Here is a 15286-nt window from a genome sequence, read left to right on the forward strand (position 1 = left end):
TATAATCTACTGCGCCGCGGCGGTCATTCCGCGCAGAACCCGCGCGAAGCCGCCGCAGTTGGCGGCGGAAAAATGCGGGAACTGGCCTGCACGGGGCATAGTTAAGCTCTTGGGCCTGCGCTTGAAGGTGCGGCCAGCCGCGGGAGCGCAGTACGGACACGAACAGGGGCCAGATTTTGGTAGGGAATGCAACATTCCGGCACAGCAACACCGCCTTACTCTCGGTAAGCAGCGTCGAAGCTCCGACGATCGTCAGTTCCACGGATTTCGACCACCGGCTGGCTTCGACCCTGCGTCGGCTTAAGGTCCCCCCGAAGCTGCTCGAACGGGTCGCCGGCATCACGCACCGGCGCTGGTGGGCACCCGGGACATCGTTCGACGACGCAGCTATCGAGGCCGGCGCCAAGGCCCTGGCCGAGTCCGGCATCGAAGCGTCCGAGATTGGCCTCCTGATCAACACCTCCGTCACGCGGCGCAATCTCGAACCGTCCGTCGCGGTGAAGATCCATCACGGACTAAGCCTGCCGTCCTCGGCCATGAACTTCGATCTGGCCAACGCCTGCCTCGGATTCGTCAACGGCATGACGCTGGCGGCCAACATGATCGACTCGGGCCAGATCAAGTACGCGATGATCGTCAACGGCGAGGACGCCCAGGCCACGCAGGAGGCCACCTTGGCCCGGCTGCAGCGGCCCGAGACCACCCGCGAGGACTTCAACCGCGAGTTCGCCACCCTCACCCTCGGCTCCGGAGCCGCTGCGGCCGTCCTGGGCCCGGCGGACGAGCACCCGGGGGCGCACCGGATCCTTGGCGGCGTGATGCGTGCCGGCACCGAGCACCATGAACTGTGCGTGGGCGGCATCGACGGCATGGCCACCGACACCAAAGGCCTTCTGGACGGTGGACTGCAGCTCGTCCTCGACGCCTGGCACGAGGCCCAGCCGGAGTGGAACTGGGCCTCGATGGACCGCTACGTCACGCACCAGGTGAGCAACGCCTACACCCAGGCCATCATCGACGCGATCGGCCTGGACCCGGACAAGGTTCCGATCACGTTCCCGCATTGGGGCAACGTTGGCCCGGCCTCCCTTCCCATGACACTCGCGGCCGAAGCGCAGACCCTCGTCACCGGGGACCGCGTGCTGTGCATGGGCGTCGGCTCCGGCCTGAACACTGCCATGGTGGAAATCGCTTGGTAGCCGCCGACTGGCCCGGCGTCGACCCCGAGTGGTCGCGCGAAATCGACGTGGCGTCCTCCTCCGCCGCGGATGGGTCCGCGGCCGTGCGCCGCTGGCACGTGCTCGATAACGGCGCCCAGCTCTCGCGCCGCGGCCTGACTCCCGCCGGCACCCTGCTGTGCGTGCACGGCAACCCGACGTGGTCTTATCTGTGGCGCACCCTGCTGGCCGCCGGTTCGGACCCCGCGCATCCGTGGCGCGTGGTCGCCGTGGACCAGCTGGATATGGGGTATTCCGAGCGCACCGGCACGTTCCGGCGGCTCGAGGACCGGATCAACGACCTCGGTGATCTCACCGCTGCCCTCGGCCTGGACGGGCCGGTGGTCACCGTCGGCCACGACTGGGGCGGGGTGATCAGCCTGGGCTGGGCGTTGGCGCATCAGCAGCAGCTGGCAGGTGTCGTGCTGACCAACACAGCCGTCCATCAGCCAGCCGGCGCCGGCATCCCCCCGGCGCTCCGGCTTGCCCTGCACCCTGCCGTGCACCGCTGGGGAACGACGACGTCGGACACCTTCCTGCGGGTGACGCATTCCCTGGCCCACCCGCCGCTGGCCACGGACGTCCGCACGGCCTTCAAGGCCCCCTACCGCGGAGCCGGCCGGCGCGCAGGTGTGGGGAACTTTGTCGCGGACATCCCCGCCGACGCGTCCCACCCCAGCTTCCCGGCGCTCAGCCGCGTCGCCGCTGGGTTGAGCGGGCTGGGCGTGCCGGCCCTGATGCTCTGGGGTCCGCGGGACCCGATCTTTTCGGACCGGTACCTCAAGGACCTCACCGGCCGGCTGCCGCAGGCGAAGGTGCACCGCTTCGAGGGTGCCGGCCACCTGGTCGCGGAAGACCGGGACATCGCCGCTCCGGTCTTCGAGTGGCTTGCCGGGCTCGGCCGGGACAGCGCGACCGTGCCCCCGGGGCACGGCACCGATGGTCCGGGCGATGACGTCCCGCCCCTGTGGGCGCCGCTCACCGCGCTGGCGGCCGGGCCCGACGGCGGGGACACCGCCGTCGCGGAAATGGCCGCGGACGGCAGCGTCGCCCGCTCGCTCAGCTGGCAGGAGCTGGAACGGAATATCGCTGCCGTCGCGGCGGGCCTGGCGGAAGCCGGCGTAGGCCACGGCAGCCGTGTGAGCCTGATGGTTCCGCCAGGTGTGGACCTGACAGTGGTCCTCTATGCCTGCCTCCGGCTGGGCGCGGTGGTGGTCGTGGCCGACGCCGGCCTGGGCACCCGCGGCCTGAGCCGCGCGGTGAAGGGCGCCACCCCGGATTTCCTGATTGGGATCGACAGGGCGCTGGCGGCTGCTTCGGTCCTAGGCTGGTCGGGGCGGCGCATCAGTGTGCGGGACCTGCCGGCCGCCCGACGCCGCCTCCTCGCCGTCGAGACCTCCCTCGCCGCCCTCGCCCGGCGCGGAGCCAGCCTCAACCCGGAGCTCCCGGACCGGGGCCCGGCCCCGGACCCGGAAGCCGACGCCGCGGTACTCTTCACCTCCGGCTCCACCGGTCCCGCCAAGGGGGTGCTGTACACGCACCGGCAGTTGGCCGCGATGCGGGATACCGTGGCCGCGACGCTGGGGATCCGCCCGGGCGCACGCCTGGTGGCGGGCTTCGCGCCGTTCGCCCTGCTGGGACCGGCGCTCGGGGCCGTCTCGGTGACGCCCGCCATGGACGTCACCGTGCCCCGCACCCTGACGGCCCGCGCTCTGGCGGACGCCGCGGCTGCCATCGACGCCACGGTGATCTTCGCCTCGCCCGCGGCGCTGCGCAACGTCCTCGCCACCCAGGGCGGGGTGGGCCCGGCCGGGCAGGAAGTCCTGGGCCGTGTGGAACTGCTGCTCTCCGCCGGCGCACCCGTCCCCGAACCCCTCCTCGCAGAAGTGCAGAGGCTGCTGCCCCGGGCCTCGCTGCACACCCCGTACGGGATGACCGAGGCGCTCCCGGTCACCGACATCAGCCTCGAACAGATCCGTGCCGCCGAGGCCGACGCCGCCGCCGGAACCGTGGCGGGGGCCGGCAACGGCGTGTGCGTGGGCTGGCCGGTGCGTGGGGCCCGTGCGGCTGTCATCCCGCTCGCCGCGGACGGCACCGCACCCGGGAACGAGCCCATCACGGAGGCGGGAGTGACCGGCGAGATCCTCGTCAGCGCCCCGCATGTGAAGGAAACCTACGACAGGCTCTGGCTGACCCAGCGCGAAAGCGTCCGCACGGCCGGGTGGCACCGCACCGGCGACGTCGGGCACTTCGACGCCGTCGGCCGGCTTTGGGTGGAAGGACGCCTCGTGCACGTCGTGACGGCGCCGGGCACCGTGGTGACGCCCGTCGGCGCCGAGCAGGCCATCGAACGCCTGGACGACGTCGGGCTCGCCGCCGTCGTCGGGGTCGGTCCGTCCGGGACCCAGGCCGTCGTCGCCGTCGTCGAGACTGTTCCGCCGGCCCGCCGGGCCGGGCCCGCCGCGCCGCAGCTCGCCGGCCGCGTACGGGACGCGGCCCGTCAGGCAGGCGTCAGTGTCTCGGCCGTGCTGGCCGTCCCCTCCCAGCCGACCGATATCCGCCACAACGCCAAGATCGACAGGACCCGCCTGTCACGGTGGGCTTCGGCGGTGCTGGCCGGCGGCCGTCCGGGCACGCCGTGAGGGTCCTGGTCACCGGCGCGAGCGGCCTGCTCGGAGGCGAAGTGGCCCGGCTGCTGGTCCGGCAGGGCCACGCCGTCACCACGTTCCAGCGCCGTCCCTCGGGCGTCCACGGCGCCGCAGATGTGCTGGGCTCCGTCACGGACGACGACGCACTCCGCCGCGCCGTCGCGGGCGCCGAGGGTGTCATTCACCTGGCCGCGAAGGTCTCCTTTACCGGCCGCGCCGCGGATTTCGATGAGGTGAATGTCGAAGGCACCCGCCGCCTGCTCCGTGCCGCCCGCGGGGCCGGTGTGCGGGACCTGGTGTTCGTTTCCTCCCCGTCCGTGGCCAACTCCGGCGCCGCCATCGCCGGGCTGGGTGCCGAGCCGGCGGACCCGGTCCGCGCGCACGGCGACTACTCCCGCACCAAGGCCGAGGCCGAACTGCTGGCGCTGGCCGCGGACTCGCCGGATTTCCGCGTCGCGGCGGTGCGCCCGCACATCGTCTGGGGCCCCGGGGACACGCAACTGGTGGAACGGGTGCTGGAGCGTGCCAGCCGCGGCCGACTGCCGCTGCTCGATGCCGGGGCGGCCCTGATCGACACCACGTACGTGGACAATGCCGCCTCGGCCATCGTCGCCGCGCTGCACCGCATGGAGCACGTCCACGGCCGGGCGCTCGTGGTCAGCAACGGCGAACCCCGCCCGGTCGGCGAACTGCTGGCGGGCATCTGCGCCGCGGCCAACGTCCCTGAGCCGTCGTGGACGGTGCCGGGCGGGCTCGCACGGGCGGCAGGATCGGTGGTGGAGAAGTTCTGGTCCCGGTCCGGCCGGGCCGGGGAGCCGCCGATGACCCGGTTCCTCGCCGAGCAGCTCTCCACCGCCCACTGGTTCGACCAGCGCGAGACACGTGAGCTCCTCGACTGGACGCCCGCCGTTTCGCTGGACGAGGGCCTGGCCAGGCTGGCGGAGCACTACGGTCCACTTTCAGCGGCCGGGGTTTCAGCGGCGGGGGTTCAGCGCCCGGGCTCCCCTACCAGCGGCCGTTCCGCGGCCGCGGCTGGCAGACAGGGCAGGTGTAGGAGGAACGGTTCATGAACTGTTCGCGCTTGAGCAGGCTGAGACGGCCGGCGGCGGCGCAGCGCTTGCATTCGAGGCCCTCCCGGCCGTAGGCGTTGAGCGAGCGGTCGAAGTACCCGGAGGCTCCGTTGACGTTGACGTAGAGCGAATCGAAGCTGGTTCCCCCGGCGGCCAGCGCATCGGTCATGACCTCACGGGCGGCCTCGAGGACCCGCAGCGCGTCGGCCCGTCGCAGGGTGTCCGTGGGCCGGGCATAATGCAGCTGCGCCTTCCAGAGGGCCTCGTCCGCGTAGATGTTGCCGATCCCCGAGACCAGGCCCTGGTCCAGCAGCGCCCGCTTGAGCCCGGTCTTGCGTGCCCGCAGCCGCCGGTAGAAGTCGTCGAAGGAAAAACAGGGATCCAGCGGGTCCCGGGCAATGTGCGAGGCTTCCTCGGCGATGAGGGGCAGCGGCGATTCGGCGAGGCCGCCCGGACCGCCGTCGTCGGTGGGGACCAAAGAGGTCAGGAACAGGCCGCCGAAGATGCGCTGGTCCACGAACCGGAGCTGCTCGGGCATGCCCTCGGAGGGGCTCAGCCGCAGCCTGACCTTCAGGTGTTTTTCGTCCGGGACGCCGGGGTCCTGCATGAGCAGCTGGCCGGACATGCCAAGGTGGGCCATGAGGGCGACGGCGGGGGCAGGCCCTGAGGACGGGAGGTCCGTTCCGGACGGGAGATCCATGCCGGGCGGAGCCGGCGGGCCCGCCAGCGGCATCCAGAGGAACTTGCCGCGGCGGACCACATCCAGCACGCGCGCGCCCTCAAGGTTGCCGGCAAAGTCTTCCGGGCCGAGGGCATGCCGGCGCAGGGAGCGCGGATCCAGCACGTCAACGGACGTGATGGTCCGGCCCCGCACCCAGCTCACCAGGCCGCGCCGGACCACCTCGACCTCGGGCAGTTCAGGCACGGCGCTGTCTAGCTCCCGGTCTGGGGCTGGAGCTGCTGGGGATCGGGCGCGGAGGGTGCGGTGAGCCGGCGCCAGGCGTCGGCGGCGGCTTCCTGCTCGGCTTCCTTCTTGGAGTTGCCGGTTCCGGTGCCGTAATCGGTGCCGCCGATCCGAAGCACGGCCTCGAACGTGCGGGCATGGTCCGGTCCGGAGCCGTCCACTGCGTAGTTGATGGTTCCGAGCTGCCGGCTGGCCGCCAGCTCCTGGATGCTGGTCTTCCAGTCGGTTCCCGCGCCGAGGGCGGCCGCGTCCTTCAACAGCGGACCGACCAGCCGCATGACCAGCTGCCGGGCCGTCTCGATGTCGTTGGAGAGGTAGGTGGCGCCGATCAGCGCCTCCATGGTGTCCGCCAGGATGGAGGCCTTGTTCTTGCCTTCGGTGAGCTTCTCGCCCTGCCCGAGGTAGATGTAGTCGCCCAGCCCGATGCTGCGGCCGATGCCGGCCAGAGCCCGGGTGCTGACGACGGCAGAGCGGCGCTTGGCCAGGTCGCCTTCGGGCAGCGTGGGGTTGTCGCGGTACAGCGCGTCCGTCACGGAGAATCCCAGGATGGAGTCGCCCAGGAACTCGAGCCGTTCGTTGGTGGGGATGCCGCCGTTTTCGTAGGCGTAGGAGCGGTGTGTGAGCGCAAGACGAAGCGTCCCGGCGTCAATAGTGACACCGAGACGCTTCAGAAGCTCTTCAGTTGAAGACATCTTTTTCAGCCTGTCGGCGGATTAGACGTCTGCGACCTTGCGGCCCTTGTATTCAAGGAACAGCGCGGTGCCAGCCGAGTCGGTAACGACCTTTGCCTGGTGCGGCAGGCTGTAAACAACCTGGCCGTTCTCTACGGTCTTCACCAGGTGGGGGGCAGTTGCCTTCCACTGGGAGCGGCGGGCGCGGGTATTCGAGCGAGACATTTTCCGCTTCGGGACAGCCACGGCTAACTCATTTCTCTCTAGAAAAACACTTACAAATCAGTTTTGCCGGTCAGGCTTAGCCAAGTCAGCCAGGGCGGCCCAGCGAGGATCTACGACCTCGTGGTGATGCCCCGGCTCGTCTTCCAGGCGTACTCCACATTCGGAGCAAAGGCCCTGGCAGTCTTCCCGGCACACCGGCTGGAACGGCAGTATGGTGACAACTGCGTCCCGCAACACCGGCTCAAGATCGATCAGATCGTGCTCGACTCGACGTTGCTCTTCTTCGTCTTCCTCGTCGGAGAACACAGCGTCCTCGTAGAAGAAAAGTTCTTGCACATCGACCTCTTGGTCATACGCAAGGGGATCCAGGCATCGGCCGCATTCGCCAGTTACTTCAACGAGCGCGGTTCCTGATACCAGAATTCCTTCGTGTACGGCCTCAAGCCGCAGGTCCAGCTCGACATCCGAGCCTTCCTGCACGCCAATGAGCGCCACGCCAAGATCCCTTGGCGCGGGTACATGTTCCGTCAGCGTTCGCATGCTTCCCGGACTGCGTCCGAGGTCCTTGACGTCGAACGCCAAGGGCGAACTAGCATCTCGTTTAATGAGAACTCCTGTTGAACATATGACCGACGTACCATCTTAGCCTGAACTTCCGGACGGACTCAAACCGGGGGCACGCCTGCGGTTCTCACCACAAACGGGCCTGGATTCGGGCCGCGCAACCGGCAGCAGGCCGCCGAGTACCGGTCAAGCTTACACTTTGCGCGCCCGGTTCTGGACCGGCTCGCCCGGGGCCAGCCGTTTCAGCACGGAACGGGGCACAAAGTCCGAGATGTCCCCGCCCAGGGCGAAGACCTCTTTAATGAGGGTGGAGGACAGGTGCAGGTAGTGGCTTTCCGCCGGCAGGAACACCGTCTCGACGCCGGTCAGCTGCCGGTTCATGGTGGCCATCGGCAGCTCGTAGTCGAAGTCCGAGGACGAGCGCAGGCCCTTGACGATCGCGGAAACGCCGCGCTGCCGGCAGTATTCGGCCAGGAGCCCCTCCCCCACGGGTTCCACCACAATCCCGCGCAAGGAGGCGAACGTTTCCTTGGCCATGTCGATCCGCTCTTCAAGGCTGAAGCGGTACTTCTTGGCGTAATTCGTGGACACGGCCACGATCACTTCGTCAAAGAGGCCCGCGGCACGGGCGATGACTTCCAGGTGTCCATTGTGAATGGGGTCGAAGGAGCCAGGGCACACAGCGCGTCTCATGCTCCGAACCTACCGTATGGGCGCAGCGGGGCGGGATAACATGGCTGAATGTCGCAGCTCCCTCCCCAATTCCCGTGGCAGCGCGCCGCGACCGGCGCCAACCTGCTCTCCCCCGACGGTTCCCTGGGCGTCACAATCTTCGAGGAGATGACCACCCTGGCGCTCAGCACGGGCGCCATCAACCTCGGCCAGGGCTTCCCGGACGAGGACGGGCCCTTGGAGATCAAGGAGGCGGCCCAGGCCGCCATCGCCGCCGGAGCCAACCAGTATGCGCCCGGCAAGGGCATCCTGCCCCTGCGGGAGGCGATCGCAGTCCATCAGCAGCGGTTCTACGGACTCACCCCGGACCCGCACACCGAGATCATCGTCACCACCGGCGCCACAGAGGCCATCGCCGCCTCGCTGCTCGCGCTGGTCGGCCCGGGAGATGAGGTGCTCACGTTCGAGCCGTTCTACGACTCCTACGGCGCCATCATCGGGCTCTCCGGCGCCACCCACGTCACCGCCCCGCTCCTGGCCCCGGATTTCATGCCGGACCTGGCCGCGCTGGAGGCCGCGTTCAGCGACCGCACCAAGGTGGTGCTGATCAACAATCCGCACAACCCCACCGGCGCAGTGTTCCCCCGCGAGGTGCTCCAGCGCGTCGTCGAACTGGCCGAAAAGTACGACGCCGTGATCGTCACCGACGAAGTGTACGAGCACCTGACCTTCGGCGTGCGGCACATCCCGGTGGCCACCCTGCCCGGCGCGGCGGAACGCACGCTGACCATTTCCTCGGCCGGCAAGACCTTCTCCTTCACCGGCTGGAAAATCGGCTGGGTCTCCGGACCGGAGCACCTCGTGGCCGCCGCCCGGACGGTCAAGCAGTTCCTGAGCTACAGTTCCGGCACCCCCTTTCAGGCAGCGATCGCGGTGGGGCTGGGCCTCCCGGACGAGTTCTACACCGGGATTGCCGACACCCTCCGGTACAAGCGCGACATCCTCAGCGAGGGACTCCGCGCGGCCGGCCTCGATGTCCTGACCCCGCAAGGGACCTACTTCGTCAACGTGGACACCTCACCGCTGGGGATCACGGACTCCGTGGAACTGGCCCGCCGGCTCCCGGCCCTCGTGGGCGTCGCGGCGATCCCGGTGCCGGTCTTCTGCCACCCCGACGGCGCCGAACGCACCCGCAGCCTGCTCCGCTTTGCTTTCTGCAAGCAGCTCCACGTGCTGGAGGAGGCCGCCGAGCGGCTGGCGACCCTGCGCGACAGGCTGTGAGCATGGCGGAGCAGCACCCCGGCGCCTCGCGCTTCCTGCGGACCACCGGACAGCACGCCACCATCGAGCCTGATCCCTTTACCGACGGCGGCTTCGTGCTGAGCATCGGCGGCGCGGAACAGTCCCACGTCAACCTGGCCGATCCCGCGGATATCTTCTACGAATACCTGCGCAGGATCGGGCATGTGGTGGACCTCGCCGCTCCTTGGGGCGAGCCGATCACCGCGCTTCACCTGGGCGCGGGCGCCCTGACCCTGGCCCGCTACATCCAGGCCACCCGTCCCGGCTCGGTCCAGTATGCGGTGGAGCTGGAGCGGGAACTGCTGGACTTCGTGCTGGCCCAGCTGCCCCTGCCGGAGGGAACCCAGCTGCACACGATAATCGGCGATGCCCGCGACGCCCTTGCCGGACTTGCGGCGGAACTGCGGTTCGACGTCGTGATCCTGGACATCTTCTCCGGGCCGGAGGCACCGGAACACATCGCGTGCACCGAGTTCTACCAGGAGGCCGCGGCACGGCTGACGCCGCGCGGGGTGTTGGTTGTCAACGTGGGCGACGAACCCGGGCTTACCCTGGTCCGCAGCCAGGTCGCGGCGATGCGCCGCGCCATGGCAGACGTCTCGGCCTTCGCGGAGGCCGGCATGTTCACCGGCCGGTACCCCGGCAACATCATCCTGACCGGGACCCAGGGGCCCTGGCCGGAGGTCTGGACGGCGGCGCTCACGGCGCGCGGCCCGCATCCGGCCAGGCTGCTCGCCGGCGTCGAGCTGGACGTACTGTCCGGCTAGTCCTTCTGGCCGGCTAGTCCTTTTCGGCCGCGGCGTCCGCCGCTCCCACAGCTTCCGCGGCTTCCACGGCTTCTGCGGCGTCCACGCCGGGTTCGGCGAACCAGAGCCGGGTTTCGCCGTACTTCTTCTCGGCAAACCGTTCCATGTTTTCGGGCCATTCGGGCTCGGGCGACCGGGATGAGCGTTCCACCACCACGACGGCCCCCTCGGAAAGGTGCGGCACCAGTTTGGCCAGGACGGCCCCAAGGGCCGGTTCCTCCAGGGGATACGGCGGGTCCAGGAACACCAGGTCCCAGCGCGCGTCGTCGGCGGTCCGGTCCAGGAAGGATTCAACCTTGGAACGGTGCACGGAGACCACCTTGCGGCCCGTGACCGTATTGACCAGGTCCGCGTTCCGCTGGCAGACGGCGCTGGCCTTGGCATCGAATTCGACCAGGTCCACGGAGTCGGCGCCGCGGCTGCCGCTCTCCACCCCGAGTGAGCCGGAGCCCGCGTATAGATCCAGGACCCGGGCAGCGGCAATGACGTTGAAGGCGTCCAGCCGGGAGAACAGCGCTTCCTTGACCCGGTCCGTCGTGGGCCGGGTCAGGTTCCCGGGGACGTTGGCGAGCGGGCTGCCGCCGGCGGCGCCGGCAATGATCCGGCTCAAGGCTTCTGCCCTTGGCGTGTGGTCCTAGCCGCGTTCAAGGAACGCCTCCTTCTCGGGGTTCAAGTATTCGTCGATTGCCGCCGCGAGCCGGGGCTGTGCCGCCAGCGACGGATCGGCCGCCACGATCCGCTGGGCGTCCTGCCGGGCCCGGGCGATCACGTCCTCGTGTTCGAGCACGCGCAGCAGCTTCAGGGTGGACCGGCCGCCGGACTGCGAGGCGCCCAGGATGTCGCCCTCCCGGCGGAGCTTGAGGTCCTCCTGGGAGAGTTCGAAGCCGTCCGTGGTCGCAGCCACGGCGTCGAGCCGGCGCCGGCTCGGATGACCCGGTTCCAGCGTGGTGACCAGCAGGCAGGTCCCGGGCAGCCCGCCGCGGCCCACCCGGCCGCGCAGCTGGTGGAGCTGGGAGATGCCAAAGCGGTCCGCGTCCAGAATCACCATGAGCGTGGCGTTGTGCACGTCCACGCCGACCTCAATGACCGTGGTGGAGACCAGCAGCTTGGTCTGGTTGGCGGTGAAGGAGGCCATGGTCTCGGACTTCAGCACCGGGTCCTGCCGGCCGTGCAGCGGCGCCACACTCACCCCGGCAAGCGCCGGCTCGTCCCGGAGGTGTTCCACGACGCCGGTGACGGAAGCAAGTTCCCGCGCGCCGTTCTCGCCCTCCAGATCCGCAGCGGACGGTTCGGCCTCGCCCGGTGTGAAGTCGCCGTCGTCGTCCGTGCCGATCTTGGGGCAGACCACGTAGACCTGGTGGCCGGCGTCGATCTCCTCCCGCGAGCGGGACCAGATGCGGGTGGCCCAGGCCGGGTGTTCCGCGAGCCCCACCACGTGGGTGGAGATCGGAGCGCGGCCGGCGGGGAGTTCGTCCAGGACGGAGGTTTCGAGGTCTCCGAACACGGTCATGGCGACGGTCCGGGGAATCGGGGTGGCGGTCATGACCAGCAGGTGCGGCGGTTTGCTCGCCTTGGCGCGGAGGGCGTCGCGCTGTTCCACGCCGAAGCGGTGCTGTTCGTCCACCACGATCAGCCCGAGGTCGTAGAAGGAGACGTTCTCGCTGAGCAGGGCGTGCGTGCCGATCACGATTCCTGCCGTCCCGGAGGCCGCGTCCAGCATGGCCTGCTTCCGCGCCGCGGTGGGCATGGAGCCGGTGAGGAGGGTGACCTGGACGGCGTCCTCGCCGAACCCGCCGAGCAGCCCGTCCCGGGAGAGCGGTCCGAGCGTGCGCCGGATGGATTCATCGTGCTGGGCCGCAAGGACTTCCGTGGGGGCCAGCAGGGCGGCCTGTCCCCCGGCGTCCACCACCTGCAGCATGGCGCGCAGTGCCACGATTGTCTTGCCGGAGCCCACCTCGCCCTGGAGCAGCCGGTTCATCGGCGAGTCCTGTGCGAGCTCGTCGGAGAGGGTCTTTCCGACGGCGGCCTGGCCGGCGGTCAGGGTGAACGGCAGCTGGCGGTCGAAGGCGGGCAGCAGCCCGTCCACTGCCGGGCGGCGGGCCGTTGCCTCCTCGGCGGCCAGTTGGGCGCGGCGCCGCGCCAGGGCCGCCTGCAGCACCAGGGCCTCCTGGTAGCGGAACCGGTCGCGGGCGCGCTGATAGTCCGCCGGGGTTTGCGGGGCGTGGATCAGCCGGTAGGCGTCCGCGACCGGCAGGAACTTCTCCCGCGCCGCCACTTCGGCGGGCAGCGGGTCTCCAAGGGCCTCCAGCTCCACGGTGTCCAGCAGCGTCGAGATGACCTTTTGGATGGACCAGCTGGTGAGTTTCGCGGTGGCCGGGTACACCGGGATCGGCATGGCGGCGAGCTTCTCCGGATCCATGCCGGGAGTGTCGGGGTCCTCGTCGAGCAGCAGGAAGTCGGGGTTGGTCAGGCCGAGGGATCCGCCGTACCGGGTGACCTTGCCGGAGAACATGGCGCGCCGGCCCGGCTGGAGCTCGGCCTTGGCCCGGAACCCGTTGAAAAAGCTGACCTTGAGCGTGCCCGGAAGCGCGCCGCCGGCCCGGCCGGAAGCGACTCTGTCCGTCCCGGTTCCGGGGCTCCCGGCGTCGTCGGAGATCACGACGTCTGTGAGCGAGCCCCGCCGGGCGCGCATTTGCCGGGTGCTGTTGGAAACCACCCGGGCGATCAGGGTGACTTCCTCATCCAGCGGGACCTCACTGATGGGGGTGAGCTCGCCGCGGCTGAGGTAGCGGCGGGGAAAGTAGTTCAGGAGCCCGCCGACAGTGGTGATGCCAAGATGTTTGTCGATGACGGCCGCGGAGCGCTTGCCGATCCGGCGTTCCAGGCCCAGTTCAAGTTCAGCGTGCATGTCCGTCGGGGTTTCGGGTTTCGGCGGCGAGCGCAGGGGGAACGTTGGCGGCAACGGTGGCGGGCTCTGCCTGCGGATCGCGCGGCACTGCGAGCTCGCTCACGGAAATGTCCGTGGGGTCGCCCAGGGATCGGATCAGCGCGACGGCGGGTTCGGCATCCAGGACGTGGACGTGGACGCGCCAGCGGTAGTGCCCGGCCTCATCCGCGCCGCCGCCGACCTGGCTCATGATCACCGAGTCGCCCATTTCGTCGAGCCGTTGGCGCATCATGGCCGCGTCCAGCGGGGACAGGGAAATGGTGCACATGACCTCGACGCCCTCGTCCCGCGGCATGCCGACGTGGATGTGCGGGTCCTGGACGTCATAGCCGTGCAGTCCGTCCAGCAGCTCGCTCTGGAGTTCTTCGCCCAGCACGGCGGAGCGGAGGCAGTCCAGGATCAGGAGCATGCCCACGCCGCCGGCGTCCACCACGTGGGCGGCCTGCAGGGCATCGAGCTGCTCTTCGGTGCGCACCACGGCGGCCAGGGCCGCCTCGACGGCGGCATCCAGGGCCAGGCCAAGGGTCTGGTTGCTGTCGTCTCCGTCGTGCGCGGAATCCACGGCGGCCGCGGCCCGGGCGGCGGCCTCCATGACGGAAAGCATGGTGCCTGGCACCGGATCGCTCAGCGCGGACCAGGCCCGGATCTGGGCCCGGTTCAGTGCTGCGGCCAGCAGCGGCGAGCTGATCCGGGTGTGCCCGGCCAGCGGTTCGGCGGCGGCGCAGAGGAACACGGCAAACAGGGTTCCGGAGTTGCCGCGGGCTTGTTCCATGGCAACCTGGCCGGCCCGCGCCAAGACGGCACCGACGTCGTGCAGGGACGGGTCCGGCGCCGCGTGGTGGGACTGGGCAGCGGCCGGGGCCGACGTCGGGGCTGCGCCACCTTCGACGACGGCGTCCGCGGCGTGGGCCGCGGCACGGACAGTGAGGTAGAGGTTTGTGCCGGTGTCACCGTCTGCCACGGGAAAGATGTTGATGGCGTTGAGGCGGTCGCTGTGGTTCCCGAGCGTTGTCTCCGCCTTGCCCAACCACCGCTTCATCGCTTGCGCGTTGGCGGCAATCTTAGTCTGCAAAGTGATCCCATCCCACAGCGTCAGCGGGCCTGCCCGCGATCGTTACTCCCGTGCTTTCGGTTGGTGCAGGGGCCTCTACCGAGCCTATCGCAGTGAAACCGGGAGGGAGCTGAACCTCCTGGGGGAATGTGGCCAGCAGCCCGTGGTCTTCGCCGCCGCCGAGGACCCAGGACAGCGGGTCTGCTCCCAGCAGCTCCGACGCAGGCAGCAGCGCAACGGCCAACTCCTTCATGGCTGCGGCGTCAAGGTTCAGCATTGCGTGGCTGGCGGCCGCCAGGCGGTTTCCGTCCCGGACCAGTCCGTCCGAGATGTCCATCATGGCTGTTGCGCCGGCTCCACGCGCCAGGGGTCCGGCCGCGAGCGGCGGCTGCGGCTTGCACTGGGTGTCCAGGAGGGAGCGCTGGCCGGCGGTCAGGTCCCCCACCGGGATGTCGGATTCCAGCAGCGCCAGCCCGGCGGCGGCCCGGCCCACTGTTCCTGCCAGGGCCAGAGTGTCGCCGGGCCGGGCTCCGGACCGCAGTACGGCTTCCCCGCCGTCAAGGGTCCCCAGGATCGCCACACTGACCGCCAGTTCGCGGCCACGGCCCAGGTCTCCCCCGGCCACCGCGCAGGCTTCCGCACCCAGCCCCCTGATTCCGGCCATGAGGCCGTCGGCGAAATCTTCCACCCAGGAGACGGGGGTTTCCGGCGGCATGGTCAGGCTCACCACCAAGGACGTGGCCCGGGCTCCCATGGCATTGATGTCACTGAGGTTTTGGGCGGCGGCCTTCCAGCCGACATCGTACCCGGTGGTCCGGTAGCCGTTGTTCCATTCGAGCCGGAAGTCCTGGTCCACCACCTGGGTGTCGATGCTCACCACGGTCCTCCCGTCCGGCGCGGCGACAATGGCGGCGTCGTCCCCCGGCCCCAGCAGCAGGTACGCCGCCGGCTCCGTCGCGCCGGTGGACTCCGAGAAGGCGGGATCCACGGCCCTGAGGCGCGGGAAGATGCGCTCCAGCAGCTGGGACTCCGAGAGGTCCGCAACGGTCAAGGCGGTGTCCGCCGGCACGGATTGGGGCACAGGAATTTCAGGTACAGGAATATCAGGCACAGGAGTTTCAGGCACAGCCCTACGCTACCGCGAGGCAC

The 15286-nt window shown here is 69.7% G+C and carries 14 protein-coding genes; 5 read left to right on the plus strand and 9 right to left on the minus strand.

Features of this window, described 5'->3' with window-relative positions; all coding sequences use genetic code 11:
• The first annotated feature begins 176 nt into the window (after nt 1-176).
• From AC1DDO_RS21825 to AC1DDO_RS21835, 3 genes are read left to right on the plus strand one after another with little or no spacing between them, the layout of a single operon-like run.
• Nucleotides 177-1199, plus strand: coding sequence for a 3-oxoacyl-ACP synthase III (locus AC1DDO_RS21825; protein ID WP_476868937.1), 1023 nt, complete (start codon nt 177-179; stop codon nt 1197-1199).
• Nucleotides 1193-3859: an alpha/beta fold hydrolase gene (locus AC1DDO_RS21830; protein ID WP_476868938.1), complete on the plus strand. Its 2667-nt coding sequence runs from the start codon at nt 1193-1195 to the stop codon at nt 3857-3859. Before AC1DDO_RS21825 ends, AC1DDO_RS21830 begins: the two co-directional genes overlap by 7 nt.
• Entirely contained in the window at nt 3856-4935 is a 1080-nt protein-coding gene (locus AC1DDO_RS21835; RefSeq protein ID WP_476972736.1) for an NAD-dependent epimerase/dehydratase family protein, read from the plus strand. The genes AC1DDO_RS21830 and AC1DDO_RS21835 overlap by 4 nt, the downstream gene beginning before the upstream one ends.
• On the opposite strand, the gene mutM is transcribed toward AC1DDO_RS21835, so the two are convergent.
• From mutM to coaD, 5 genes are all read right to left on the minus strand, one after another.
• Nucleotides 4871-5860, minus strand: a complete 990-nt coding sequence (gene mutM / locus AC1DDO_RS21840) for a bifunctional DNA-formamidopyrimidine glycosylase/DNA-(apurinic or apyrimidinic site) lyase (protein WP_476972737.1) — start codon at nt 5858-5860, stop codon at nt 4871-4873. The two genes, AC1DDO_RS21835 and mutM, sit on opposite strands and share 65 nt — an antisense overlap.
• An 8-nt stretch (nt 5861-5868) precedes the next feature.
• Complete coding sequence (rnc, locus tag AC1DDO_RS21845) at nt 5869-6591, minus strand: ribonuclease III (RefSeq protein ID WP_441407624.1); 723 nt, start codon at nt 6589-6591, stop codon at nt 5869-5871.
• A gap of 21 nt (nt 6592-6612) precedes the next feature.
• A complete protein-coding gene (gene rpmF / locus AC1DDO_RS21850; RefSeq protein WP_056738282.1) occupies nt 6613-6816 on the minus strand; it encodes a 50S ribosomal protein L32 in 204 nt (67 codons plus the stop codon).
• 36 nt (nt 6817-6852) lie between these two features.
• Entirely contained in the window at nt 6853-7377 is a 525-nt protein-coding gene (locus AC1DDO_RS21855) for a YceD family protein (protein ID WP_441407623.1), read from the minus strand.
• A gap of 174 nt (nt 7378-7551) precedes the next feature.
• The gene (gene coaD / locus AC1DDO_RS21860) at nt 7552-8052 is read right to left on the minus strand and encodes a pantetheine-phosphate adenylyltransferase (RefSeq protein WP_390204783.1); all 501 of its coding nucleotides are present in this window, start codon (nt 8050-8052) and stop codon (nt 7552-7554) included.
• 48 nt (nt 8053-8100) lie between these two features.
• Between coaD and AC1DDO_RS21865 the strand changes: the two genes are divergently transcribed.
• Both AC1DDO_RS21865 and AC1DDO_RS21870 read left to right on the plus strand, forming a co-directional pair.
• The gene (locus AC1DDO_RS21865) at nt 8101-9312 is read left to right on the plus strand and encodes an aminotransferase class I/II-fold pyridoxal phosphate-dependent enzyme (protein ID WP_476972738.1); all 1212 of its coding nucleotides are present in this window, start codon (nt 8101-8103) and stop codon (nt 9310-9312) included.
• Nucleotides 9313-9314: 2 nt separating this feature from the next.
• The gene (locus AC1DDO_RS21870; protein ID WP_476972739.1) at nt 9315-10100 is read left to right on the plus strand and encodes a spermidine synthase; all 786 of its coding nucleotides are present in this window, start codon (nt 9315-9317) and stop codon (nt 10098-10100) included.
• A 13-nt stretch (nt 10101-10113) separates the two neighbouring features.
• Here AC1DDO_RS21870 and rsmD read toward each other — a convergent pair whose 3' ends face one another.
• From rsmD to thiL, 4 genes are read right to left on the minus strand one after another with little or no spacing between them, the layout of a single operon-like run.
• Nucleotides 10114-10749, minus strand: a complete 636-nt coding sequence (rsmD, locus tag AC1DDO_RS21875; protein ID WP_476972740.1) for a 16S rRNA (guanine(966)-N(2))-methyltransferase RsmD — start codon at nt 10747-10749, stop codon at nt 10114-10116.
• Between the two features lie 24 nt (nt 10750-10773).
• On the minus strand, nt 10774-13047 hold the full coding sequence (locus AC1DDO_RS21880) for an ATP-dependent DNA helicase RecG (protein ID WP_476972741.1): 2274 nt from the start codon (nt 13045-13047) through the stop codon (nt 10774-10776).
• Nucleotides 13037-14125 carry a DAK2 domain-containing protein gene (locus AC1DDO_RS21885; protein WP_476972747.1) on the minus strand — a complete coding sequence of 363 codons (1089 nt, stop codon included), beginning with the start codon at nt 14123-14125 and terminating at the stop codon, nt 13037-13039. Before AC1DDO_RS21885 ends, AC1DDO_RS21880 begins: the two co-directional genes overlap by 11 nt.
• A gap of 22 nt (nt 14126-14147) precedes the next feature.
• Nucleotides 14148-15218, minus strand: coding sequence for a thiamine-phosphate kinase (thiL, locus tag AC1DDO_RS21890; protein WP_476972742.1), 1071 nt, complete (start codon nt 15216-15218; stop codon nt 14148-14150).
• Nucleotides 15219-15286: the final 68 nt, after the last annotated feature.

The organism is Arthrobacter sp. 10N43, assembly GCF_056394525.1.

Coding starts and splice junctions, on each gene's coding strand:
- AC1DDO_RS21880 (WP_476972741.1), bottom strand. CDS start 13,047: ATGCACGCTGAACTTGAACTGGGCCTGGAACGCCGGATCGGCAAGCGC.
- AC1DDO_RS21865 (WP_476972738.1), top strand. CDS start 8,101: ATGTCGCAGCTCCCTCCCCAATTCCCGTGGCAGCGCGCCGCGACCGGC.
- AC1DDO_RS21870 (WP_476972739.1), top strand. CDS start 9,315: ATGGCGGAGCAGCACCCCGGCGCCTCGCGCTTCCTGCGGACCACCGGA.
- rnc (WP_441407624.1), bottom strand. CDS start 6,591: ATGTCTTCAACTGAAGAGCTTCTGAAGCGTCTCGGTGTCACTATTGAC.
- AC1DDO_RS21885 (WP_476972747.1), bottom strand. CDS start 14,125: ATGAAGCGGTGGTTGGGCAAGGCGGAGACAACGCTCGGGAACCACAGC.
- coaD (WP_390204783.1), bottom strand. CDS start 8,052: ATGAGACGCGCTGTGTGCCCTGGCTCCTTCGACCCCATTCACAATGGA.